Source organism: Pseudomonas sp. B21-047 (assembly GCF_024748775.1).
Taxonomy (GTDB): domain Bacteria; phylum Pseudomonadota; class Gammaproteobacteria; order Pseudomonadales; family Pseudomonadaceae; genus Aquipseudomonas; species Aquipseudomonas capeferrum.
The window spans coordinates 4,173,691-4,194,681 of the sequence record NZ_CP087169.1; the positions used below are offsets into that span (position 1 = coordinate 4,173,691).

General features: G+C 64.5%; 22 protein-coding genes. 3 read left to right on the forward strand and 19 right to left on the reverse strand.

Going from position 1 to position 20,991, the window contains the following annotated elements; all coding sequences use genetic code 11:
• Positions 1-44: 44 nt before the first annotated feature.
• From LOY26_RS18910 to ccmA, 11 genes are all read right to left on the reverse strand, one after another.
• Positions 45-983, reverse strand: coding sequence for a 2-hydroxyacid dehydrogenase (locus tag LOY26_RS18910; protein ID WP_033699420.1), 939 nt, complete (start codon positions 981-983; stop codon positions 45-47).
• A gap of 107 nt (positions 984-1,090) precedes the next feature.
• Entirely contained in the window at positions 1,091-1,510 is a 420-nt protein-coding gene (locus tag LOY26_RS18915) for a hypothetical protein (protein WP_033699422.1), read from the reverse strand.
• A 12-nt stretch (positions 1,511-1,522) separates the two neighbouring features.
• Positions 1,523-2,713 (reverse strand): c-type cytochrome biogenesis protein CcmI, encoded by a 1,191-nt coding sequence (gene ccmI / locus LOY26_RS18920; RefSeq protein WP_186656371.1) that lies wholly within the window; start codon positions 2,711-2,713, stop codon positions 1,523-1,525.
• Positions 2,706-3,194 carry a cytochrome c-type biogenesis protein gene (locus LOY26_RS18925; RefSeq protein ID WP_033699425.1) on the reverse strand — a complete coding sequence of 163 codons (489 nt, stop codon included), beginning with the start codon at positions 3,192-3,194 and terminating at the stop codon, positions 2,706-2,708. Before LOY26_RS18925 ends, ccmI begins: the two co-directional genes overlap by 8 nt.
• Entirely contained in the window at positions 3,191-3,727 is a 537-nt protein-coding gene (locus tag LOY26_RS18930; protein WP_095063717.1) for a DsbE family thiol:disulfide interchange protein, read from the reverse strand. Before LOY26_RS18930 ends, LOY26_RS18925 begins: the two co-directional genes overlap by 4 nt.
• Positions 3,724-5,697 (reverse strand): heme lyase CcmF/NrfE family subunit, encoded by a 1,974-nt coding sequence (locus tag LOY26_RS18935; RefSeq protein WP_186664037.1) that lies wholly within the window; start codon positions 5,695-5,697, stop codon positions 3,724-3,726. Before LOY26_RS18935 ends, LOY26_RS18930 begins: the two co-directional genes overlap by 4 nt.
• Positions 5,698-5,708: 11 nt before the next feature.
• Complete coding sequence (ccmE, locus tag LOY26_RS18940) at positions 5,709-6,164, reverse strand: cytochrome c maturation protein CcmE (protein ID WP_186656349.1); 456 nt, start codon at positions 6,162-6,164, stop codon at positions 5,709-5,711.
• The gene (gene ccmD, locus LOY26_RS18945) at positions 6,161-6,337 is read right to left on the reverse strand and encodes a heme exporter protein CcmD (RefSeq protein ID WP_033699430.1); all 177 of its coding nucleotides are present in this window, start codon (positions 6,335-6,337) and stop codon (positions 6,161-6,163) included. The genes ccmE and ccmD overlap by 4 nt, the downstream gene beginning before the upstream one ends.
• Complete coding sequence (locus LOY26_RS18950) at positions 6,334-7,101, reverse strand: heme ABC transporter permease (protein WP_033699432.1); 768 nt, start codon at positions 7,099-7,101, stop codon at positions 6,334-6,336. The genes ccmD and LOY26_RS18950 overlap by 4 nt, the downstream gene beginning before the upstream one ends.
• A gap of 46 nt (positions 7,102-7,147) precedes the next feature.
• Entirely contained in the window at positions 7,148-7,816 is a 669-nt protein-coding gene (gene ccmB / locus LOY26_RS18955; RefSeq protein ID WP_027592998.1) for a heme exporter protein CcmB, read from the reverse strand.
• Positions 7,813-8,445, reverse strand: coding sequence for a cytochrome c biogenesis heme-transporting ATPase CcmA (gene ccmA, locus LOY26_RS18960; protein WP_186656347.1), 633 nt, complete (start codon positions 8,443-8,445; stop codon positions 7,813-7,815). Before ccmA ends, ccmB begins: the two co-directional genes overlap by 4 nt.
• A 132-nt stretch (positions 8,446-8,577) precedes the next feature.
• On the opposite strand from ccmA, the gene LOY26_RS18965 reads away from it, so the two are divergent.
• The 3 genes from LOY26_RS18965 (at position 8,578) to LOY26_RS18975 (ending at position 13,335) form a co-directional block, all read left to right on the forward strand.
• Entirely contained in the window at positions 8,578-10,134 is a 1,557-nt protein-coding gene (locus LOY26_RS18965; protein ID WP_047583657.1) for a flagellar hook-length control protein FliK, read from the forward strand.
• On the forward strand, positions 10,131-10,475 hold the full coding sequence (locus tag LOY26_RS18970; RefSeq protein ID WP_033699435.1) for an EscU/YscU/HrcU family type III secretion system export apparatus switch protein: 345 nt from the start codon (positions 10,131-10,133) through the stop codon (positions 10,473-10,475). Before LOY26_RS18965 ends, LOY26_RS18970 begins: the two co-directional genes overlap by 4 nt.
• Before the next feature lie 127 nt (positions 10,476-10,602).
• Complete coding sequence (locus LOY26_RS18975) at positions 10,603-13,335, forward strand: dermonecrotic toxin domain-containing protein (RefSeq protein WP_258713987.1); 2,733 nt, start codon at positions 10,603-10,605, stop codon at positions 13,333-13,335.
• Positions 13,336-13,368: 33 nt separating this feature from the next.
• Here LOY26_RS18975 and LOY26_RS18980 read toward each other — a convergent pair whose 3' ends face one another.
• The 8 genes from LOY26_RS18980 to LOY26_RS19015 all read right to left on the reverse strand — a co-directional run bounded on the left by LOY26_RS18980 (position 13,369) and on the right by LOY26_RS19015 (position 20,984).
• Positions 13,369-13,764: a DUF2802 domain-containing protein gene (locus LOY26_RS18980; RefSeq protein WP_033699438.1), complete on the reverse strand. Its 396-nt coding sequence runs from the start codon at positions 13,762-13,764 to the stop codon at positions 13,369-13,371.
• A gap of 1 nt (position 13,765) precedes the next feature.
• Positions 13,766-14,245 (reverse strand): chemotaxis protein CheW, encoded by a 480-nt coding sequence (locus LOY26_RS18985; protein ID WP_003254393.1) that lies wholly within the window; start codon positions 14,243-14,245, stop codon positions 13,766-13,768.
• A 42-nt stretch (positions 14,246-14,287) separates the two neighbouring features.
• Entirely contained in the window at positions 14,288-15,154 is an 867-nt protein-coding gene (locus LOY26_RS18990; protein ID WP_186664004.1) for a CheW domain-containing protein, read from the reverse strand.
• Complete coding sequence (locus LOY26_RS18995) at positions 15,154-15,942, reverse strand: ParA family protein (RefSeq protein WP_033699440.1); 789 nt, start codon at positions 15,940-15,942, stop codon at positions 15,154-15,156. Before LOY26_RS18995 ends, LOY26_RS18990 begins: the two co-directional genes overlap by 1 nt.
• 77 nt (positions 15,943-16,019) lie before the next feature.
• Positions 16,020-16,877, reverse strand: coding sequence for a flagellar motor protein MotD (motD, locus tag LOY26_RS19000; RefSeq protein ID WP_033699441.1), 858 nt, complete (start codon positions 16,875-16,877; stop codon positions 16,020-16,022).
• 3 nt (positions 16,878-16,880) lie between these two features.
• Positions 16,881-17,621, reverse strand: coding sequence for a flagellar motor protein (locus tag LOY26_RS19005; RefSeq protein WP_033699443.1), 741 nt, complete (start codon positions 17,619-17,621; stop codon positions 16,881-16,883).
• The gene (locus LOY26_RS19010; RefSeq protein ID WP_033699445.1) at positions 17,621-18,742 is read right to left on the reverse strand and encodes a chemotaxis response regulator protein-glutamate methylesterase; all 1,122 of its coding nucleotides are present in this window, start codon (positions 18,740-18,742) and stop codon (positions 17,621-17,623) included. Before LOY26_RS19010 ends, LOY26_RS19005 begins: the two co-directional genes overlap by 1 nt.
• A 46-nt stretch (positions 18,743-18,788) precedes the next feature.
• Positions 18,789-20,984: a chemotaxis protein CheA gene (locus LOY26_RS19015; RefSeq protein ID WP_186664002.1), complete on the reverse strand. Its 2,196-nt coding sequence runs from the start codon at positions 20,982-20,984 to the stop codon at positions 18,789-18,791.
• Positions 20,985-20,991 lie beyond the last annotated feature (7 nt).

Consider the following 20,991-nt stretch of genomic DNA (forward strand, 5'->3'; position numbering starts at 1 on the left):
CTCCTTGTTGGCCGGGCCGCTGCCGGGCACCTGTATGAAAAGGGTCAGTCGCGTACCGGGGTCAGCACCGGCTCGCCGGCGAAGAACGCCTGCAGATTGCCCAGCACCAACATCACCGTGTCCCGCGCAGCCTCTGGCGACTGGCCAGCCACGTGCGGGGTCAATACGGTGTTGCCGAGGGCCTTGAGGGCATCGGGCACCTCGGGTTCGTCATCGAACACGTCCAGCGCAGCGCCGGCAAGCTGCCCGCCCGCCAGCGCCACCACCAGGGCCTGAGTGTCCACCACGCTGGCACGGGCGATATTCACCAGGTAACCCTCGGCACCCAGGGCTTCAAGCACCGCAGCATCGACCAGATGACGAGTAGTGGCGCCGCCAGGCGTGGCCACCACCAGGATGTCGACGGCATCGGCCAGGTGCAGCGGGCTGTCGTACCAGGTGTAAGGCACGCTCTGACGAGGGGTGCGGCTGTGGTAGCTGATGCTCATGTCGAAGCCGAGGTTGGCACGTTTGGCGATCGCCAGCCCCACTGCGCCCAGGCCGAGAATGCCCAGGCGCTTGCCGCTCACCGAAGGGCTGATTACCCGGTTCCACTCGCCGCGGCGGGTACTGGCGTCGGCACGGGGAATGTCGCGCAGCAGCGCCAGCAGCATGGCCAGGGTATGGTCGGCGACTGCGCTGGCATTGGCCCCGGCGCCGTTGGTGACGGTAATACCACGGGCGGCGGCGGCGGCCAGGTCGACCTGCTCGTAGCCGGCCCCGATCACGCAGATGATCTGCAATGCGGGCAGCGCATCGATCTCTGCGGCAGTCAGGCCCAGCGGGCCACGGGTGAGCACAGCATCGATTTCATGGGCGTGGCGCTGGATGGCATCGGCACGCAGTTGCGGCGAGGGGGCGCGAATCAGCCGATAACCCGCCTGTTCCAGCAAGGGCAGGTAATCGTCGACGGTTTCTACCAACACCAGGACTGTCTTGCTCATGCCACCTCCGCGTCTGATCGAAGGGGCATTATGCGGAGTCAGCGGTCGGTACAGTCAATCGGTAATTGAGCAGGCAACTGTACTGTACCGGGAGGGCATCTCTGAGCCTATTGGGCGAAGGCGCGCCCGAGGCCACCCGGCACACCGCTGCTGTCGGTGCCCTGCCATGGGCCATCCGGGCTCAGCGACCAGCTCCAGCCGCCGTCGTAGCGGTAATAGGTGCGCTGGCGATAGAAGGTGTTGGGCTTTTTCTCCAGCACGTATACGCCCAGTTTCGGGTCCCAGTGGCTGGCACCCCCTGGCGGCGGGGCGAAGCTGGCAGAGGTGCGTGGCATCGGCTTGGGGGTGGCCGCAGGTTTGCTTGGCGAGGTCGAAGGCTGCCCGCCCGGCAGCGGCTTGACCACCGGCCCCTGGTGCGGCGGCACCCGCTCGATCGGCGGCGCCGGCTGCTCGTAAGGCTCATGCACCGTACACGCGGACAAACCCAGGGCAAGGGTGATCAGGGTCAGGCGGACGGTGCTGTGCATGGCAATGCTCTCTTACGGGTCAGGGCTGTCGATGGTGAGGTGTTGCGTGGCTTGGGTGGCAGTGGCCAGTGGCGAACCCTGGCCGATCCACTCGCCGTGGGTCGGTTGGCCGGCACGCGAGACACGGGCAACCAGTTGGACTTCGGTAAAGTCCGACAGTTTCATCTGCGGCATCATGGCGTCGGCGTCAGACAACTCCACCTCGATCGGCAACTGCGCCACGGTCACCCGCTTGGCCGCCAGCGGCATGGGCGGGCCGTTGCTGGCACGGGCGAAGATGAACACCGTGTCGTCAGGCTTGACCTTGTCCTTGAGCGCCGCAGCCAGCTCCACCCGCACCGTCAGGCGGGCAGCCACCGGCGCCACGGCCGGGCCAGGCTCACTTCCCAGGCGCTCGGCAGCACGGTCGATACCCCCCTGCAAGGCGGCACGCGATGCATCGCCTTCGGGCAGTTGCGCCAGCAGGCGCTTCCAGTAGTCGATGGCTTCCTGGTAGCGTTCCCCCTCGAACGCGGCAATACCGCGCAGCCCCAGGCTGGTCACTTCGTTGGGGTCGGCCTTGAGGGCTTCGTCGGTCAGTGCCTGCAGCTGCGGGCTCCATTGCTTGTCGGCAGCGAAGTACTGCGCCTGGGCCCACTGCCCGAGCAACTCGGGCTGGCGCCCGGCCAAGGCCACCGCACGCTCGAACGTACGCGCCGCATCGGCGGGACGCTGCTCGGCCATGTAGGCACGGCCCAGGAAATACAGGGCCTCGGCCGAATCTGGCTGGGCCTTCACGACCCGTTCAAGGCGTGTGGTCATCTCCTCCATGGTCTTCGGCGCCTGGGCAAACTCCTGGGTCAGCTCAACCTTGTCGGCCGCGCCAAAATGCAGGTACAGCCCCAATGCCATCAGTGGCACCAGCACCGCCGCCAGCAGCGGCAGGGTTTTGCCCAGATGGCCCTGGCGTGGGGGCTCGCTGCCTTCGGTGTCGGCCAGCAGCTCGCGGGCCGCCTCGTCACGGCCCTTGGCCAGTTGCGCCTCGTCGAGCACGCCAGCGGCCTGCTGGGCCGCCAGTTCGGCAACGCGTTCCTGGTACAGGGCAACGTTCAGGGCGGTGCGGTCTTCCTCTTGCTGACGGCGACGGCCACGCAGGATCGGGATCAGCAGAAAGCTGAGGGCAGCGAGCAGCAGGAGGCCCGCGCTAAGCCAGAATTCAATCATGGGTCTGTTCTTTTTCCAGCAGTTTGGCGAGACGCTCGCGTTCTTCGACGGACAGCTCATTGGCACCGTGGGCCACCGTGGCGCGGCGGCGACGCACAATCACCGCCAGCACCACGAAGCCGCCGGCCAGCAAGACCCCCGGGCCGAACCACAACAGCCAGGTACGGGCGCTGAGCGCCGGCTTGTACCGCACGAAATCGCCGTAGCGGTCGACCATGAAGTCGACGATCTGCGCGTTGTTCTTGCCTTCGCCCAGCATGCGGAAGATCTCACGGCGCAGGTCGGCGGCAATCGGCGCGTTGGAATCGGCGATGTCCTGGTTCTGGCACTTGGGGCAGCGCAGTTCCTTGGTCAGTTGCTGGTAACGCTCACGTTCGGCGTCGTCACGGAACTGGTAGGTATCGATGGCCGCCCTGGCCACACCGGCCAGGCCCAGGCCAAGGGCCAACCCCAGCACCACGGCTGCCAGCCCCCGCCTCATGGCTTGGCCTCATCGACCAGGCCCTGGTACAGCGGCGCCAGCTGTTCGCGCCAGACGCTGGCATCGACGATACCCACGTGCTTGTAGCGGATGATGCCCTTGGCGTCGATCAGGAAGGTTTCCGGCGCGCCATACACGCCCAGGTCCAGGCCCAGGGTGCCCTGCTCGTCGCGGATGTCCAGCTGGTACGGGTTGTGGTATTCGGCCAACCACTTCAACGCGGCACCATTGTCGTCCTTGTAGTTGACCCCATGAATCACCACGCCTTGCTCGGCCAGCTGGTTCAGGTACGGGTGCTCGACCTTGCACGACGGGCACCAGGTGCCCCACACATTGACCAACGCCGGGCGGCCCAGCAGGTCGGCCTGGGTCAGGTTGCGGTCACCCTGCACCGAGGCCAGGGCAAACGCCGGGAAGGGCTTGCCGATCATCGCCGAGGGCAGCTCGTCGGGCTTGAGGAACAGCCCCTTGTAGAGGAAAACCGCCACCAGCAGAAACACCGCCAGTGGCACCACCATGATCCAACGCTTCATGCAGCTGCTCCAGACACGCCCAGGACATCACGCACCCGGGTCTTGACCTTGACGCGGTAACGCCGGTCGAGGGCCGCCAGCAACCCGCCCAGGCCGGTCAGCAGACCGCCCAGCCAGATCCAGCGGACGTATGGCTTGATATGCACGCGCACCGCCCAGGCACCGTTTTCCAGCGGCTCGCCCAGGGCGACGTACAGGTCGCGGGTGAAGCCTGCGTCGATGCCAGCTTCGGTCATCATCGACTGCTGCACGGTGTACAGCCGCTTCTCGGGGTGCAGCGTGGTCACTTCACGGCCATCGCGGGACACCACCACGGTGCCTTTGTCGGAGATGAAGTTCGGCCCCTCGAAGTGCTTGGCGCCCTGGAACAGGAAGTGATAACCACCCAGCTCGACACTTTCGCCCGGCGCCATGCGCAGGTCGCGCTCGGCACTGTTGTTGCTCGACAGCACCACGCCCAGTGCGCACACTGCCAGGCCAAAGTGCGCCAGCTGCATGCCCCAGTAGCTGCGGGTGAGGCCACGCATGCCCTTGGCCAGGCCCTTGTGACGGGTTTTTTCGAGCACATCACGCAGCCCGCTGAGCACCACCCAGGCCGCGAGGGCAAAGGCGGTCAGCGTGGGCCAGTCGAAGTCGTCGACGATAAAACCGGCGACCGGGGCCAGTACCGCACTGCCGATCAGCACCGGGGTCATCATGCTCGCCAGCCACTTGCCGGGGGTGTCCTTCCAGCGCACCACCACACCGAAGCCGAGCACAATCATCAACAGTGCCATCAGCGGCAGGAACAACGCATCGAAGTACGGCGGGCCGACCGACAGCTTTGCCCCGGTCAGGGCATCGAGCACCAGCGGGTACAGGGTGCCGAGCAGAATCATCGACGCCGCCACCACCAGCACCAGGTTGTTGGCCAGCAACAGCGTCTCGCGCGACCACAGGGCAAAGCCGACCTGGCTCTTGACCACCGGCGCGCGCAGGGCGAACAGGGTCAGCGAGCCGCCCACCACAAACAGCAGGAAGATCAGGATGAACACGCCGCGTGACGGGTCGGCGGCGAACGCATGCACCGAGGTCAGCACCCCGGAACGCACCAGGAAGGTGCCCAACAGGCTCAACGAGAAGGCTGCGATCGCCAGCAGCACGGTCCAGCTCTTGAACACCCCGCGTTTCTCGGTCACCGCCAGCGAGTGGATCAATGCCGTGCCCACCAGCCAAGGCATGAACGAGGCGTTTTCCACCGGGTCCCAGAACCACCAGCCACCCCAGCCCAGCTCGTAGTAAGCCCACCATGAGCCCAGGGTGATGCCCACACCGAGGAAGGCCCAGGCGACGATGGTCCACGGCCGCGACCAGCGCGCCCAGGCAGCGTCAAGGCGCCCGCCGAGCAACGCGGCGATGGCGAAGGCGAAGGCCACCGAAAAACCGACATAGCCCATGTACAGCATCGGCGGGTGGACGATCAGGCCGATGTCCTGCAGCAGCGGATTGAGGTCGCGACCGTCGGTCGGCACTTGCGGCAGCAGGCGCTGGAAGGGGTTGGAGGTGATGATCAGGAAGCTCAGGAAGCCCACGCTGATCATGCCCATCACCGCCAGCACACGGGCCAGCATCACTTGCGGCAGCTGGCGCGAGAACACCGACACGGCGAAGGTCCAGCCCCCCAGGATCAACGCCCAGAGCAGCAGCGAGCCCTCGTGCGCGCCCCACACGGCACTGAACTTGAAGTACCAGGGCAAGGCGCTGTTGGAGTTGCTGGCCACATAGGCAACCGAGAAGTTGTCGGTCATGAAGGCATGGGTGAGGCAGGCGAAGGCAAAGCTGAGGAAGGCAAATTGCCCCCAGGCCGCCGGCCGCGCCAGGCTCATCCACAGGCTGTCACCGCGCCACGCGCCGAGCAGCGGCACGCTGGCCTGCACGGCGGCAAAACAGATGGCCAGGATCATCGCCAACTGGCCGAGTTCGGGAATCACCAGCGCCGCGTTCATGGCTTGGCCTCCGCGCCTGCAGCGGCCTGGCCGCTTTCCTTCAGGGCCTTGGTGACCTCGGGCGGCATGTACTTCTCGTCGTGCTTGGCCAGCACTTCATCGGCCACCACCACACCTTCACCATTGAGCTTGCCCAGGGCAACGATGCCCTGCCCTTCACGGAACAGGTCGGGGAGGATGCCGCGGTAGGTGATCGGCACCGACTTGCTGAAGTCAGTGACCACGAAGCGCACGTCGAGCGAGTCAGCCGAGCGCTGCACCGAACCTTTTTCGACCATGCCGCCAGCCCGAATACGGGTATCCAGGGGGGCTTCGCCATTGGCGATCTGAGTCGGCGTGTAGAACAGGTTGATGTTCTGCTGCAATGCGCTCAGGGCAAAGCCGACGGCAATCCCGACACCGACCAGCAGGCCGGCAATGAGCAACAGGCGTTTCTTGCGCTGCGGATTCACTGGTTGTTCTCCCGGCGCAAGCGGCGCGCCTCATCTTGCAGGTAGCGACGGCGGGCCAGCAGTGGGGTGGCGACGTTCAGCGCCAATACCGCCAGGCAAATGCCATAGGCCGTCCACACGTACAGGCCGTGGTGGCCCATGGCGAGGAAATCACCGAACGAGGCGAAACTCATTGCGCGGCCCTCCGCCCCAGGCTGTTCAACACTTCCTCCTTGACCCAACTGGCGCGTGCCTCGCGCTTGAGCACCTCAAGGCGCATGCGCAACAACAGCACCACGCCGAAGAAGCAGTAGAAGCCCAGTGCCGTGCACAGCAGCGGCAGCCACATCTCGGCAGGCATCGCAGGCTTTTCGGTGAGGGTGAAGGTGGCGCCCTGGTGCAGGGTGTTCCACCACTCCACCGAGTACTTGATGATCGGTATGTTGATCACCCCGACGATGGCCAGCACCGCGCAGGCCTTGGCCGCGCTGTCACGATTACTGATTGCCTGGCCCAGCGCAATAATGCCGAAGTACAAGAACAGCAGGATCAGCATCGACGTCAGCCGCGCATCCCACACCCACCAGCTACCCCAGGTCGGCTTGCCCCAGATGGCGCCGGTGACCAGCGCCACGGCGGTCATCCAGGCGCCGATGGGCGCGGCGCATTGCAGGGCGACGTCGGCCAGTTTCATCTTCCACACCAGGCCCACCACCCCGGCCACCGCCAGCAGCACGTAGCACGATTGCGCCAGCATCGCCGCCGGCACATGGATGTAGATGATGCGGAAACTATTGCCCTGTTGGTAATCCTGGGGCGCGAACGCCAGGCCCCAGGTGACGCCCACCAGCAACAGCACGATGGCGCAGACCGTCAGCCATGGCAGCATGCGGCCGCTGATGGCATAGAACCATTTGGGAGAACCGAGTTTGTGGAACCACGTCCAACTCATTTTCATCAGGGTACATCCAGGGTATTAGCCGGGCTTGAGAGCCCAGGACTCGTTATTCGCCGACGCTGATCTTCAGGCCGGCCGCTATCGCAAAGGGTGCCAGTGTCACCGCCAGGGCCGTGAGGCTGGCAAGCCAGAGCAGGTGGCCAGTGGCGGGCATATTCTGCAACGCCGCCTGCAACGCACCACTGCCCAGGATCAATACAGGGATATACAACGGCAGAATCAGCAACGCCAGCAGCAACCCACCACGTTTGAGACCGACCGTCAGCGCCGCACCCACTGCACCCAACAGGCTCAGTACCGGCGTGCCCAGCAGCAAGGAGGCGAGCAGCACCGGCAGGCAATGGCTCGGCAACCCCAGCATCAGCGCCAGCAGTGGCGCCAACAATACCAGCGCCAGGCCGGAAAAGATCCAGTGCGCCAGCACCTTGGCCAGCACCAGCAACGCCAGTGGATGCGGCGACAGCACCCATTGCTCCAGCGAGCCATCCTCGAAATCGCTGCGGAACAGGCCGTCCAGCGATAACAGCACGGCCAGCAAGGCCGCAACCCACACCAGGCCAGGTGACAAGGTTTGCAACAATTGGCTTTCAGGGCCGACCGCCAGCGGGAACAGGGCAACGACGATGGCGAAGAACACCAGCGGGTTGGCCAGTTCTGCGGGGCGGCGGAACAACAGACGCGCTTCGCGGCGCAGCAACAGGATGAATACGCTCATGCTGCCCATTGCCCCAGGTTCAGTTCACGGTAGCCCGACGGCTTGCGTTCAAGGCTGTGGTGGGTGGTCAGCACCACCGTGCCACCCTGCTCGCAATGCGCCGCCAAGTGCGCTTCGAGCTGCGCCACACCTTGCTTGTCGAGGGCGGTGAACGGTTCGTCGAGAATCCACAAGGGCGGGCTGTCCAGGTACAGCCGGGCCAGGGCTACACGGCGCTGCTGGCCGGCCGACAAGGTATGGCACGGCACGTCTTCGAAGCCGCGCAGGCCGACTGCCGCCAGCGCCGCCCAGATGCGCTCGGCGCTGGCGGGCTGGTGCAGGGCACAGAGCCAGGTGAGGTTCTCCTCGGCGGTGAGCAGGTCTTTGATGCCCGCAGCGTGGCCGATCCACAGCAGGATGCTGGCCAAGGCATGGCGCTGGTCGGCCAACGGCTTGCCGCCCAGCAGGATCTGCCCGGCGGTCGGCTGCATCAACCCAGCCAACAGGCGCAGCAAGCTGGTCTTGCCGCTGCCGTTGGGGCCGCTGATCTGCAGCATGTCGCCGGGCCGCAGCTCGAAATCGAGCTGCTCGAACAGCAGGCGCCAGTCGCGCTCGCAGGCCAGGCCTGCGGCTTGGAGATGAAGGGTCACGGTTTCGCCTTATCCAGTTTACGGCTCAAGTCGCCCCCCTCGCTGCCGTTATACTGGCAGTGGCGGGCGGGCGGCATTATTACATGCATGGCCTCGCTGCCAAGAGGCGGGTTCGACAGGTTGTATACAATCATGACTGAAATCAATAGTCTCGGCGCACAAACCGCGATCAGCGCCCAGGCCATCAAGGCGGGCATGACCGGCGAACTGCTGCGCCTGACCCAAGCACAGCCCGGCTTGCTCGCCCCTGGCGAAACGGCGCAAGCCGAGGTCGTGTCGCTACGCCAGCTGGGCCGGGAGTTCCAGGTCGTTCTGCGGCTGATCCAGGCCAACGGCGCCCAGACCCAATTGCAGGCCAGCGCCAGCCAGCCGTTACCCCCCGGCAGCCAAGTCACCGTCAGCCAGACCGAGGGCAATCGCCTGGCGATCATGCTGCAACAGGCCAGCGCCAGCAACATCGCCACCCTCACCCGCCTGGACACGGCCAAGGTGCCGGTCGGTACCCTGCTGCAAGGCAAGGTCCTGACCAACCAGCCCATCCTACAAGCGCCGGGCCAAACAGCCGGTTACCGGGCACTGGTGAGCCTGCTCAACAGCGCGCAGGCCGGTGCCACCCTGACTATCGACAGCCCGCGCCCGCTGCCCGTAGGCAGCCTGCTCAGCGCGCGGGTGCAAGGCGACCAGTCGCTGCAATTCGTGCCGCTCAGCGGCCGGCAAGACCAGCTCAGCATCGCCCAGCAACTGCTCACCCAGCAAAATCGCCAGGCCTCGTTAACCGGCCTGCTCAGTGCATTGCAGCAGGTCGCCCGCGACCCCGGCGCCGACGGTAGCCTGCGCAGCAGTGCCGAGCGTTTGCTGGCCGGGCTGCCGGACGTGCGCCAGCTCGGCGATGCCAAAGCCGTCGCCCAAGCCCTGAGCAACAGCGGTACCTTCCTCGAAGCGAAGCTGCTGGGTGGCTTCCCCGCCAGCGTGGCCACTGATCTCAAGGCCCACCTGCTCAGGTTGATCACCCAGGCCTCGGTCACCGCGCCCGGTGCACCGGCCCTGATGCCAAGCACCTTGGCCCTGACCCTGCCGGCCCTCGCCCGTGGCGCCCTGGGCATGCTCGACCGGGTCAGCCCGAAACCACAGCCAGGGGCGTTTCCGCTGCCTTCGCGGCTACTCAAGGCCATGGAAGACGAAGGCGACCTGCAACAGTTGCTGCGCCTGGCCGCGGCGGCCGTTTCACGCCTGCAGAGCCATGCCATGAGCAGCCTGCAGCAGAGCGGCAACCTTGAAAACGGCAACCTGCAGACCACCTGGCAGACTGAAGTGCCGATCCGCCATGGCCAGGAGTTCATCCCGCTGCAGGTCAAGCTGCAACGCGAAGAAACGCCGCAACAGCAAGCTGACCGCCAGCACCAAGAGCATGACCCGCTACAAGCGCTGTGGCGTATCGAGTTGGCCTTCGACCTCGCTCCGCTTGGCCCTTTGCAAGTGCAGGCACAACTGAGCCAGGGCCGCCTGAACGGGCAACTGTGGGCAGAACAGGAACAGACCGCGCGGCTGATCGACAGCCAGCTTGGCACCCTGCGCGAGCGCCTGCTGGCCAGGGGCCTGGACGTCGGCGACCTGGAATGCCACCCCGGCACCCCACCCCAAGGCCCCCGCACGCGGGTCGAACAACGCTGGGTGGACGAAAACGCATGAGTGGCAAAACACCGCGCCAGGCCATTGCCCTGAGCTACGACGGCCAACAGGCCCCCACGCTCAGCGCCAAGGGCGACGATGCCCTGGCCGAAGCCATTCTTGAACTTGCCCGCCAACACGAGGTGCCGATCTACGAAAACGCCGAGCTGGTAAGCCTGCTGGCACGGCTGGAGCTGGGCGAGCAGATACCCGAGGCGCTGTACCTGACCATTGCCGAAATCATTGCCTTTGCCTGGCAGTTGCGCGGCAAGGTGCCCGTTGGGTTCAGCGACGTACCGGCCGGCGAACGGGACATCACCCCCAACCCCGCTCGCCTGCCGTTTGGCAACAGCATCGAGTAACGCAGCAGCAGCTACCACCACCTGCCAGGCGAGGTGCCTGCCTCGCCACGCCAGCCATAGCACTATGTAGCCCCCGCACGCACAACCCATCGCCATCCTGCGCTTCTCACTCCCCCAGGAACACAGCATGCACCCCATCCCCCTTTCCAACCTCAGCCTGGTGCGTCAGGCACTGCAGGACTTCCCTCGCCCCGATACCCTGGCCGTGGAACTGCTGAGCGGTTGGCTGCGCCAACACGGCATCACCGATTCGCCACTACTGATCGATGTGGTGACCCTTCACTACCAGGCTGCGCCTCGCGCCGACAGCCACACTGGCGCTGCGGACAATGCCGTCATTACCCAAAGAATGAACCTGGTCGAGGCATTGCTGGCCAACTGGCAAGGTGAAACCGCAGCCGGCTATGGCGGTTTCCATTACGGCAACTGGGCAGGGCTGCCACCGGCTGGTCAAGTGATATTGGTCGACCGCCTGGTACCGCTGAGTATGTTGTCCAATGCCGCGCCCTACCTTGTCTTCAACGGCCTCTACCGACGCACCCAACCCAGCCGCTACGCACCGGACAACTGCCTGCCGATTCGCGCCGAGAATTTCCAGAGTTTTCTGTGGAACCTGCATTTTCACAACAGTTTCAAGGCCCGCCTGGATACCTATTGGGACAAGCGACAAGGGCACTATCAGCGCGCCCTGAAGATTGCCTTCATCGCCGCCTGCAACAAGCAGGTGTTGCTCAACAGCCTGTCCGGGCCTGGCCGCCAACTGCTGTGGGAGGCGGCGCAGTTGATCGCCCGCAGCAACGCGCGGTTAAGCATGCTCAATATCTACGGCTACATTTCCACTAGCATCGTGCAGATCCGTCACGCCAGCCAGCCGTTGGTAGTGCTGTACTTGCCTGGCAATGCTTCGCCTTTCCATGAGTTCGCCGACTCTTCGGCGATGAAGCGCTGGCTGGCCAGGCAATGCCAGGACGCCGCCAAACGCGATGCACTGATGGCCTGTTTCGCCCGTACCGACTGGCCGGACGGCCTCGATTTCAGCGGCCTGCGCACCGCACTGACAGGCCTGGGCCTTTACCCCAAAGCGCACCGCCTGAGCCATGACCATCCAGGCTTTGCCACCAGTGGCTTCTGGGACCCGCAATACATTATCGATTTTCGCCCCGACAAATACGACAGCACCCTGGAGGGCGACCTGTTCACCCACCTGACCTTGCTGCAAAAGCGCCGTGCCTACGCCGATGCCGATAGCCAGATCACCAGCAACCATGCCGTCAACAAGGCCAAATGGGCCAACTACCTGAACCTTGCCACCAACCTGCTGCTACCCCTGATGGTGGTACTGCCCGAACTGGCCCCGTTGCTGGTAGCTGGCGGCCTGGCGCAGTTCAGCCTGGGTCTGGATGCCGCCATCAATGGCAAGACCCCCGAGGCAAAGGCACAAGGCGTGACAGACCAGGTGTTCGGCCTGTTCAATGCCCTACCCACCGGCACTGGCCAGGCGGTCAGGTACGCCGAGGTATTTCGCACGACCCGCCCAGGCTTCTTCCGTTCCCAACTGTTGGACACCTTGTTCAATGCCCGCGTCGGTGCGGCACCGCTGCTGGAGCAAACGGCACTGGAGCCCGCTGAACTGGCGTTCCGCGAGCCGTCGGTACAGGCGTCGACCCATGCCGCCGTGGTGACCACGGTCGAGGAAAACCTTCGGCACCGTTTCGCCGCTTGGCTCAGCACCCGACAAGGCCTGGTCAACGAATGGGTTCAATACGAATTCGCCACCAACTGCTTCATCCGCACCCGGGATGCAAAGTTGATCAGCCCGCCGCGCTGGGCGCTGGGCACCGAAGGCGACCCTGCTTTGGTGCTGTCATCAAGCCAGAGCAGGGCCACCCCCACCCACCCCCAGCGCATGGCCACGCTGCGCGCCTTGGGCATCAATATCGAGCTGCCGATCGACTACGAGCCTTACAACGGCCTGCAGCGCATGCCGCTGCCCAAGGTAGTCAGCAGTATCTGGGTGGGCGACCAGCCCTTGCAGGGCGAATACCTCGAGGCGCTGGTGCATAACGCACAGGTGATACGCAGCAGCGGCTATCGCTTCCAGATCCTGCTGTCGCGGCAAAACAACGCAGCCTACCTGCACAATCTGAAAACCCTGCGCGCGCGGAGTGAAAGCGCCCTGCTCATGCCCCTCGAAGACCAAGAGTTTTACCAGCATTTCACCCTGTCGCCCTACTACCCACAGTATCGCGCCGCCCTTGACGGCAACCAGGGTCAGGGGCGCAACTTTGCCTCGGCCTGCGACATCCTGCGCTACCGACTGCTCGAACACTACGGTGGCCTGTACCTGGATGCCGATGACCGCTTGCTGGCGGCGAGCGGCGCGGAGGGCACCGCGCCGCTGGCCAGGCTCCAACTCAAGACCACAAGGGATGGCCTGCTGTTGTCACCGCCTGTTTCCAACGACCAGTTGGGCATGTACATCCAGTTCAACAGCAGCATGATCGGCAGCCACCCAGGCAATCCAAACCTGAGTGCCATCTCGGACGAAATCCTTCGCCGCTACCAGCTGGTGCCCGACTTCTATGCCAGCCGGCCGGACGCGCGCCTGGCGCCGCTACCTTTCCAGGCCTATGCAAGGCGGCTCAACCTGTTGACCGGCCCAGGCGTGCTCAACCATGTAATCGACGAGCGCCTGCCCTGGCTCAAGCAACTGCGCGAGCTCTGCACCCTGATGGTATCGCCGCTGTACGACCTCCATGCGACCCTGGAGTTGAGCGAGCTTCATCGGGTCATCCGTGACCATGTACCGCTGGATCAGGTAGCCGAGATGGGCCACGCCCACAGTTGGCAAGGCCCATAAACTGGCCAATCACCGGGGCAGTGCAGCGCCGTACTACTCGCTGCGGTGCAGCTTGCTCATCAACTCCGCCTCGGCCCGGGTCAGGCCGCAGGTTTCAGTCAGCTCCGACACACTTGCGCCCATGCCGACCAGCTTGGCCGCCTGGCTGAAGGTGACGCTGCTGGGGTCGCGCTGCTCCAGGCGTTCCAGCCGGTCAGGCAGGGTGGCCAGGGTTTCGCGCAGGTCATGGATGGCCTCACCCATGCGCACCGTACCGTTCTGGTAGTCGTCCAGGCGCTTGCTCAGGTCTTTGATGCGTTGATCGCGCAGGGCATCGCCCTCGGCCTGTTGCGCGGCCAGCTCGCGCTGGCGCTTGCTGTGGTTGAGGAACATCCACAAGCTGAGCGCCCACAGCAGCGCCAGGAAGATGACAGCAACCTCGAAGATCAACTCAGATGTTCTCAAGCTCGGACCACTCTTCCTCGGTCATCATCTTGTCCAGCTCGACCAGTATCAGCAGTTCGCCGTTCTTGTTGCACACGCCCTGGATGAACTTGGCCGACTCTTCGTTACCCACGTTCGGTGCCGTCTCGATCTCGGACTGACGCAGGTAGACCACCTCGGCGACGCTATCGACCAGGATGCCGACCACTTGCTTGTCCGCCTCGATGATGACGATACGGGTGTTGTCGGTCACCTCGGTCGGCATCAGGCCAAAACGCTGGCGGGTGTCGATCACTGTCACCACGTTGCCGCGCAGGTTGATGATGCCCAGCACATAGCTCGGTGCGCCCGGTACCGGGGCGATCTCGGTGTAGCGCAGCACTTCCTGCACCTGCATGACATTGATCCCGTAGGACTCGTTGTCCAGACGGAAGGTTACCCACTGCAGAATCGGATCTTCGGAACCTTGTGCAGACGACTTTTTCATTCCCCTACCCCTTAAAGTCCGCCATAGGCGGTGTGTGCGGTGTCATTTGTGTTTGGCGTGCATCTGCTTGACCGCGCCACTGGCGATCAGCTCAGCCAGTTCGGCGACGTCGAGCAGGGCACACATGTGTTCGATCACCGTGCCGGCGAGCCACGGGCGTTGGCCACGCTGGCTGCGCCACTTGATCTCGGACGGGTCCAGGCGCAATGAGCGGCTGACCTGGTGCACGGCCAGCCCCCATTCGTAGCCCTGCACGGAAATCACATACTGCAGGCCCTGGCGGAAGTCGTCACGGTAGCGGTCGGGCATCACCCAGCGCGCGGTGTCGAGGACTTTGAGGTTGCCGGCCTGGCAGGTCAGGATGCCGAGAAACCAGTCAGGTTGGCCGAACAGCGGCGTCAGTTCCTGGCCGGCCAGGTTGTAAATCGAGCCCAGGCATACCAAGGGCACCGCCAGGGTCAAGCCGGCGACATCGAACAGCAGGCACTCGAACGGCTCCGCCGCCCAGGCCGGGCGGCCGTCGATGCTTGCCGGGGGCACCGGCAGGTTCGGCGCGGGCAGGTGCACATCCACCAACGGCACTGCCGGTTCCACGCTCTGTTCTTCGGTCAGGACCGGGACGCTGGCCTCGGCCAGCACTTCGCTCTCGACTACCGTGACCACCGGTTCTTCCACCGGCAGCACGCTGGGCAACACCTTCAGCCGCGGCTCGGCAAAGGGCCGCTGCGCGACAGCGGCGGGCTGCGCTGGCTGGCGTGCTTCAGGTGCCTGTTCCACGCGCACCGCATCGGCGACGTCTGCCGCCGGCTCGATCAGATCGTCGGCCTCAGTGGCCTCCTGCAACAGGCCATCGAGGTAGGATTGCAGGGCCATCTGCGGCCGCGTGCCGGTTTGCCGGGTCTGGGTCATCAGGCCACCTGCACTGCGTTTTTGTAAGTGAGCAAGTGCTTGAGCAGCGCCCGGTAGGCAATCAGGCCACGGCTCTTGCCATCGAACTGCGACGGCGTGACGCCCTTGCGGCTGGCATCGCGCAAGCGGGTATCGACCGGGATGTAACCCTGCCAGACATTCTGCTCATAGGTGTCGCGCAACAGTTTGAGCGTGCCCAGGGAAGCCTGAGTACGGCGGTCGAACAGGGTCGGCACGATCTGGTAAGGCAAGGCCTGTTTACGCGAACGGTTGACCATGGCCAAGGTCCCAACCATGCGCTCCAGGCCCTTCACCGCCAGGAACTCGGTCTGTACCGGTATCACCAACTGCTGGCTCGCGGCCAGGGCATTGACCATCAGCACGCCCAGCAAGGGTGGGCTGTCGATCAAGGCGAAGTCGAAGTCCTGCCACAGCTGCGCCAGACTCTTGGCGATCACCAGGCCCAGGCCGTTCTTGCCCGGCGACTGGCGCTCCAGCACCGCCAGCGCGGTGCTCGAAGGCAGCAGCGAGATACGCTCATCACTGGTCGGCAACAGCAACTGCCCAGGCAAACCCTCCGGCACGCTGCCCTGGTGCAGGAACAGGTCATAGCAGCTGTGCTCCAGCGCATCGGGGTTGTGCCCGAAATAACTGGTCATCGAACCGTGCGGGTCGAGGTCGACGACGACCACGCGCTTGCCCGCCTCAGCCAGCAGCCCAGCCAGGGCGATGGTCGTGGTGGTCTTGCCGACGCCACCTTTTTGATTGGCTACTGCCCAGACTCTCATCGTTCGTTGCTTCCTCCCGGTGTGGCCGCCTGCCCTGCCGGGAACGGTATGGTATTTGGTGACGGAGAATTGACGAGTTACTGCCCCGCCGCCATTGCTGGCGTAGCCGGTGCACTTTGTGTGCCAGCCCGGCGCAACGCAGCATCTGGCGTGGCATTGGCGCTGCCAGAGCCGGTCAGGCTGCGGCGCACTTCGAGGTTACGGGAAATCACCAGTACCACACGACGGTTGCGGGCACGGCCTTCGGCACTGTCGTTGCTGGCGACCGGCTGGTACTCGCCATAGCCCACCGATGCCATGCGCGCCGGGTTCACCCCCTCCATGGCCAGCAAGCGGACGATGCTGGCCGCCCGTGCCGACGACAACTCCCAGTTGGTCGGGTACTGCGCGGTGCGAATCGGCAGGTTGTCGGTAAAACCTTCGACATGCACCGGGTTGGCGAACGGCTTGAGGATGTTCGCCACCTTCTCGATGATCGCGAAGGCCTTGTCGCTAGGCATGGCATCGCCGCTGCCGAACAGCAGCGAGGAGTTGAGCTCGATTTCGATCCACAGCTCATTGCCGCGTACGGTCATCTGGTCGGTCTTGATCAGGTCGCCAAAGGCGTCGCGCACATCGTCACTGATGGTCTTCAGCGGGTCGACATTGGTTTGCGCAAGGCCCGCCTCGGTCTGCTCGCTTTCCCTCACCAAAGGCTCGGCCGGGCGCACGCTCAGGGGTTGCTCATCCCCGACCGGGATCGGCTTCATGCTCCGTTCAGGGTCGTTGAACACCCCGATCAAGGCCTGCGAGATGACCTTGTACTTGCCCTCGTTGATCGAGGAAATCGAATACATGACCACGAAAAACGCGAACAGCAAGGTGATGAAGTCGGCGTACGACACCAGCCAGCGTTCGTGATTCTCGTGTTCCTCGGTATGACGACGGCGACGCATGGGTTACTCCATGAAGCCTTGCAGCTTCAGTTCGATCGAGCGCGGGTTCTCACCCTCGGCAATCGACAACAGGCCTTCGAGCAGCATCTCGCGGTAGCGCGACTGGCGCATGACGATGGCCTTGAGCTTGTTGGCGATCGGCAACAGGATCAGGTTGGCGCTGGCCACACCGTAGATGGTGGCGACGAACGCCACGGCGATGCCGTTACCCAACTGCGACGGGTCGGCCAGGTTGCCCATGACATGGATCAGGCCCATGACCGCACCGATGATGCCGATGGTTGGCGCATAGCCGCCCATGCTCTCGAACACCTTGGCAGCCTGGATATCACGGCCCTCCTGGGTCAGGAAGTCGACTTCAAGGATGCTGCGGATGGCTTCTGGCTCGGCGCCGTCGACCAGCAGTTGCAAGCCCTTGCGCGCATACGGGTCGGGCTCGGCATCGGCCACCCCTTCCAGGCCCAGCAGGCCTTCCTTGCGCGCCGTCAGGCTCCAGCTGACCACCCGATCGATACCACCGGCCAGGTCGACGCGGGGCGGAAAGAGGATCCAGCGCAGGATCTGCAAGGCCCGCTTGAAAGCCGGCAATGGCGACTGCAGCAAGGCCGCCGCCAAGGTACCGCCCAACACGATCAAACCCGCCGGGCCGTTGATCAGCGCGCCGACATGCCCGCCTTCGAGGAAGTTGCCGCCGACAATCGCGACGAACGCCAGGATCAGGCCAATCAGGCTTAGTACATCCATCAGACGCAGGCCTCGACCAGGTGCTTGCCGATCTCGTCCAGGCTGTACACCGCGTCGGCCAGGTTAGCCTTGACGATGGCCATGGGCATGCCATAGATCACGCAGCTGGCTTCATCCTGGGCCCACACGGTACTGCCACCCTGCTTGAGCAGGCGCGCGCCTTCACGACCATCGGCGCCCATGCCGGTCAGCACCACCGACAGCACCTTGTCGCCGTACGACTTGGCCGCCGAGCCGAAAGTGATGTCCACGCACGGCTTGTAGTTCAGGCGCTCGTCGCCGGGCAGGATCTTCACCGTGCCGCGGCCATCGATCATCATCTGCTTGCCACCTGGGGCCAGCAGCGCCAGGCCTGGGCGCAGCACGTCACCGTCCTCGGCTTCCTTCACGCTGATCTTGCACAGCTTGTCCAGGCGCTCGGCAAAGGCCTTGGTAAAGGCCGCCGGCATGTGCTGGATCAGCACGATCGGCGCCGGGAAGTTGGCAGGCAGTTGCGTCAGTACCCGCTGCAGCGCCACCGGGCCACCCGTGGAGGTACCGATGGCCACCAGTTTGTAGGGTTTGCGCTTGGGTGCCGGGGCATGTGCCGCTGGCGCTGCCGCCGCGCGCACCGGCGCGGCAGTGCGCACCGGTGCGGGGCTGGCGAAGCTGCTGGTTGGCGCAGCGCTGCTCGCGGCGGCCGGTGCGGCGGCTGGCGCGGGGCTGTAGCTGCCGAAACGGCGGTTGCTGCGCGACAGGGTGTGCACCTTCTCGCACAGCAGTTGCTTGACCTTCTCCGGGTTGCGCGAGATGTCCTCGAAGTTCTTCGGCAGGTAATCCACCGCACCGGCATCCAGTGCGTCCAGGGTCACCCGGGCACCTTCGTGGGTCAGCGAAGAGAACATCAGTACCGGCGTCGGGCAGCGCTGCATGATGTGCCGCACCGCCGTGATGCCATCCATCATGGGCATCTCGTAGTCCATGGTGATGACATCGGGCTTGAGCGCCAGCGCCTGGTCGATTGCTTCCTTGCCATTGGTCGCGGTACCCACTACCTGGATCGTCGGGTCCGCCGAGAGGATTTCCGAGACGCGGCGGCGGAAGAAACCGGAATCATCCACCACCAGGACCTTGACTGCCATAAACACTCCATTAGGCGGCGCAACCCGCCAGGGTGCGCCACCGAAATCAAATACGCCGCGCGGCGTAACGCTTGAGCATGCTCGGGACGTCGAGGATCAACGCGATGCGACCGTCGCCGGTGATAGTGGCCCCGGACATGCCCGGCGTGCCCTGCAGCATCTTGCCCAGCGGCTTGATTACCACTTCTTCCTGGCCCACCAGTTGATCGACGACAAAGCCAATGCGTTGGGTACCAACCGAGAGGATCACCACGTGGCCCTCATGCTGCTCTTCGTGCACCTGGCCCTGCACCAGCCAGCGCTTGAGGTAGAACAGTGGCAGCGCCTTGTCGCGCACGATCACCACTTCCTGGCCATCGACCACATTGGTGCGCGACAGGTCGAGGTGGAAGATCTCGTTGACGTTGACCAGCGGGAAGGCGAAGGCCTGGTTGGCCAGCATCACCATCAGGGTCGGCATGATCGCCAGGGTCAGCGGCACCTTGATGACGATCTTCGATCCCTGGCCCTTGGCCGAGTAGATGTTGATCGAGCCATTGAGCTGGGAAATCTTGGTCTTCACCACATCCATGCCGACACCACGGCCGGACACGTCGGAAATCTCGGTCTTGGTCGAGAAGCCCGGGGCGAAGATCAGGTTGTAGCAGTCCGACTCGCTCAGACGCTCAGCGGCGTCCTTGTCCATCAAGCCCTTCTCCACGGCCTTGGCGCGCAGGATGTTGGGGTCCATGCCCTTGCCGTCATCGGAGATCGACAGCAGGATATGGTCGCCTTCCTGCTCGGCTGACAACACCACCCGGCCGGTCCGCGCCTTGCCGGACGCTTCACGCTCGTCGGGCATTTCCACGCCATGGTCGACCGCGTTGCGCACCAAGTGCACCAGCGGGTCAGCCAGGGCCTCGACGAGGTTCTTGTCGAGGTCGGTCTCTTCACCGACCAGCTCCAGGTTGATCTCTTTCTTGAGCTGGCGGGCCAGGTCGCGAACCAGACGCGGGAAGCGGCCGAAGACTTTCTTGATCGGCTGCATGCGGGTCTTCATGACCGCGGTCTGCAGGTCGGCGGTGACCACGTCGAGGTTCGACACGGCCTTGGACATGGCCTCGTCGCCGCTGTTCAGGCCCAGGCGGACCAAGCGGTTACGCACCAGCACCAGTTCGCCGACCATGTTCATGATCTCGTCCAGGCGCGCGGTGTCGACGCGCACAGTGGTTTCGGCCTCGCTGACGGCATGCTTTTCTGCCGCAGGGGCCGGCGCCCGTGGTGCAGGCGCAGGCTTGCTGACAGGCGCCGGTGCGGGCTTGGCCACTGGCTTGCTTTCGACCTTGGCAGCGACAGGCGCTTCGACCGCGACGGCGTCGCCAGAGAACTTGCCCTTGCCGTGCAACTGGTCGAGCAAGGCTTCGAATTCGTGCTCGCTGATAGCGTCACTGGCCGTGGCGGCCGGTGCAGTGCTCACGGGCGCAACTGCAGCGGCGGCGGGCAAGGCGTCGGCCTGGAACGTGCCCTTGCCATGCAGTTGATCGAGCAACGACTCGAACTCTTCATCGGTGATTTCGTCGCTGACCGGCGCCGGGGCGCTGGCCACTGGCTCAGCGACGACTTCGGCGCTGAACTGGCCTTTGCCATGCAACTGGTCGAGCAGCGATTCGAACTCGGCGTCGGTGATCTCGTCACTGGCACCGCTGATGCTCTCGCCTTGCAACTGCTCATCGGCAGCGGCCTGGGCCTTGACCGCGTCAAGCGAGTCGAGCAACTGCTCGAATTCGCTGTCGGTGATGTCCGGCTCTTCGACAGGCGCCGCGGCCAGCGGTTCAGCGGCCGCAGGCTCGGCAGCGGCGACTTCGTCAGCAGCGGCAGGCTCGGCCAGGCGCGACAACGCGGCCAGCAGCTCCGGGGTGGCCGGGATGACTTCGCTGCGCTCGCGGACCTGGCCAAACATATTGTTGACCGTGTCCAGCGCTTCGAGCACCACGTCCATCAACTCGGCGTCGACCCGGCGCTCACCTTTGCGCAGGATGTCGAACACGTTCTCGGCGATATGGCAGCACTCCACCAGCTCGTTGAGCTGGAGGAAGCCGGCGCCCCCTTTTACAGTGTGGAAACCGCGAAAAATGGCATTGAGCAGGTCGGCATCATCCGGTCGGCTTTCCAGCTCGACCAATTGCTCGGACAGTTGCTCAAGAATTTCGCCGGCTTCTACCAGGAAATCCTGAAGGATTTCTTCATCGGCGCCGAAGCTCATTAAACGT

Excerpts from the sequence above, each read along its gene's own strand:
- ccmD (WP_033699430.1), bottom strand. The coding sequence starts at position 6,337 with ATGAGTTTCGCCTCGTTCGGTGATTTCCTCGCCATGGGCCACCACGGC.
- LOY26_RS18930 (WP_095063717.1), bottom strand. The coding sequence starts at position 3,727 with ATGAAGCGTTGGATCATGGTGGTGCCACTGGCGGTGTTTCTGCTGGTG.
- LOY26_RS18990 (WP_186664004.1), bottom strand. The coding sequence starts at position 15,154 with ATGACCCAGACCCGGCAAACCGGCACGCGGCCGCAGATGGCCCTGCAA.
- LOY26_RS19010 (WP_033699445.1), bottom strand. The coding sequence starts at position 18,742 with ATGGCAGTCAAGGTCCTGGTGGTGGATGATTCCGGTTTCTTCCGCCGC.
- LOY26_RS18975 (WP_258713987.1), top strand. The coding sequence starts at position 10,603 with ATGCACCCCATCCCCCTTTCCAACCTCAGCCTGGTGCGTCAGGCACTG.
- LOY26_RS18970 (WP_033699435.1), top strand. The coding sequence starts at position 10,131 with ATGAGTGGCAAAACACCGCGCCAGGCCATTGCCCTGAGCTACGACGGC.
- motD (WP_033699441.1), bottom strand. The coding sequence starts at position 16,877 with ATGCGTCGCCGTCGTCATACCGAGGAACACGAGAATCACGAACGCTGG.
- LOY26_RS18965 (WP_047583657.1), top strand. The coding sequence starts at position 8,578 with ATGACTGAAATCAATAGTCTCGGCGCACAAACCGCGATCAGCGCCCAG.
- LOY26_RS18925 (WP_033699425.1), bottom strand. The coding sequence starts at position 3,194 with ATGAGGCGGGGGCTGGCAGCCGTGGTGCTGGGGTTGGCCCTTGGCCTG.
- LOY26_RS18910 (WP_033699420.1), bottom strand. The coding sequence starts at position 983 with ATGAGCAAGACAGTCCTGGTGTTGGTAGAAACCGTCGACGATTACCTG.
- LOY26_RS18915 (WP_033699422.1), bottom strand. The coding sequence starts at position 1,510 with ATGCACAGCACCGTCCGCCTGACCCTGATCACCCTTGCCCTGGGTTTG.
- LOY26_RS18950 (WP_033699432.1), bottom strand. The coding sequence starts at position 7,101 with ATGAAAATGAGTTGGACGTGGTTCCACAAACTCGGTTCTCCCAAATGG.
- LOY26_RS18985 (WP_003254393.1), bottom strand. The coding sequence starts at position 14,245 with ATGAAAAAGTCGTCTGCACAAGGTTCCGAAGATCCGATTCTGCAGTGG.
- LOY26_RS19015 (WP_186664002.1), bottom strand. The coding sequence starts at position 20,984 with ATGAGCTTCGGCGCCGATGAAGAAATCCTTCAGGATTTCCTGGTAGAA.
- LOY26_RS19005 (WP_033699443.1), bottom strand. The coding sequence starts at position 17,621 with ATGGATGTACTAAGCCTGATTGGCCTGATCCTGGCGTTCGTCGCGATT.
- ccmI (WP_186656371.1), bottom strand. The coding sequence starts at position 2,713 with ATGATTGAATTCTGGCTTAGCGCGGGCCTCCTGCTGCTCGCTGCCCTC.
- LOY26_RS18995 (WP_033699440.1), bottom strand. The coding sequence starts at position 15,942 with ATGAGAGTCTGGGCAGTAGCCAATCAAAAAGGTGGCGTCGGCAAGACC.
- ccmB (WP_027592998.1), bottom strand. The coding sequence starts at position 7,816 with ATGAGCGTATTCATCCTGTTGCTGCGCCGCGAAGCGCGTCTGTTGTTC.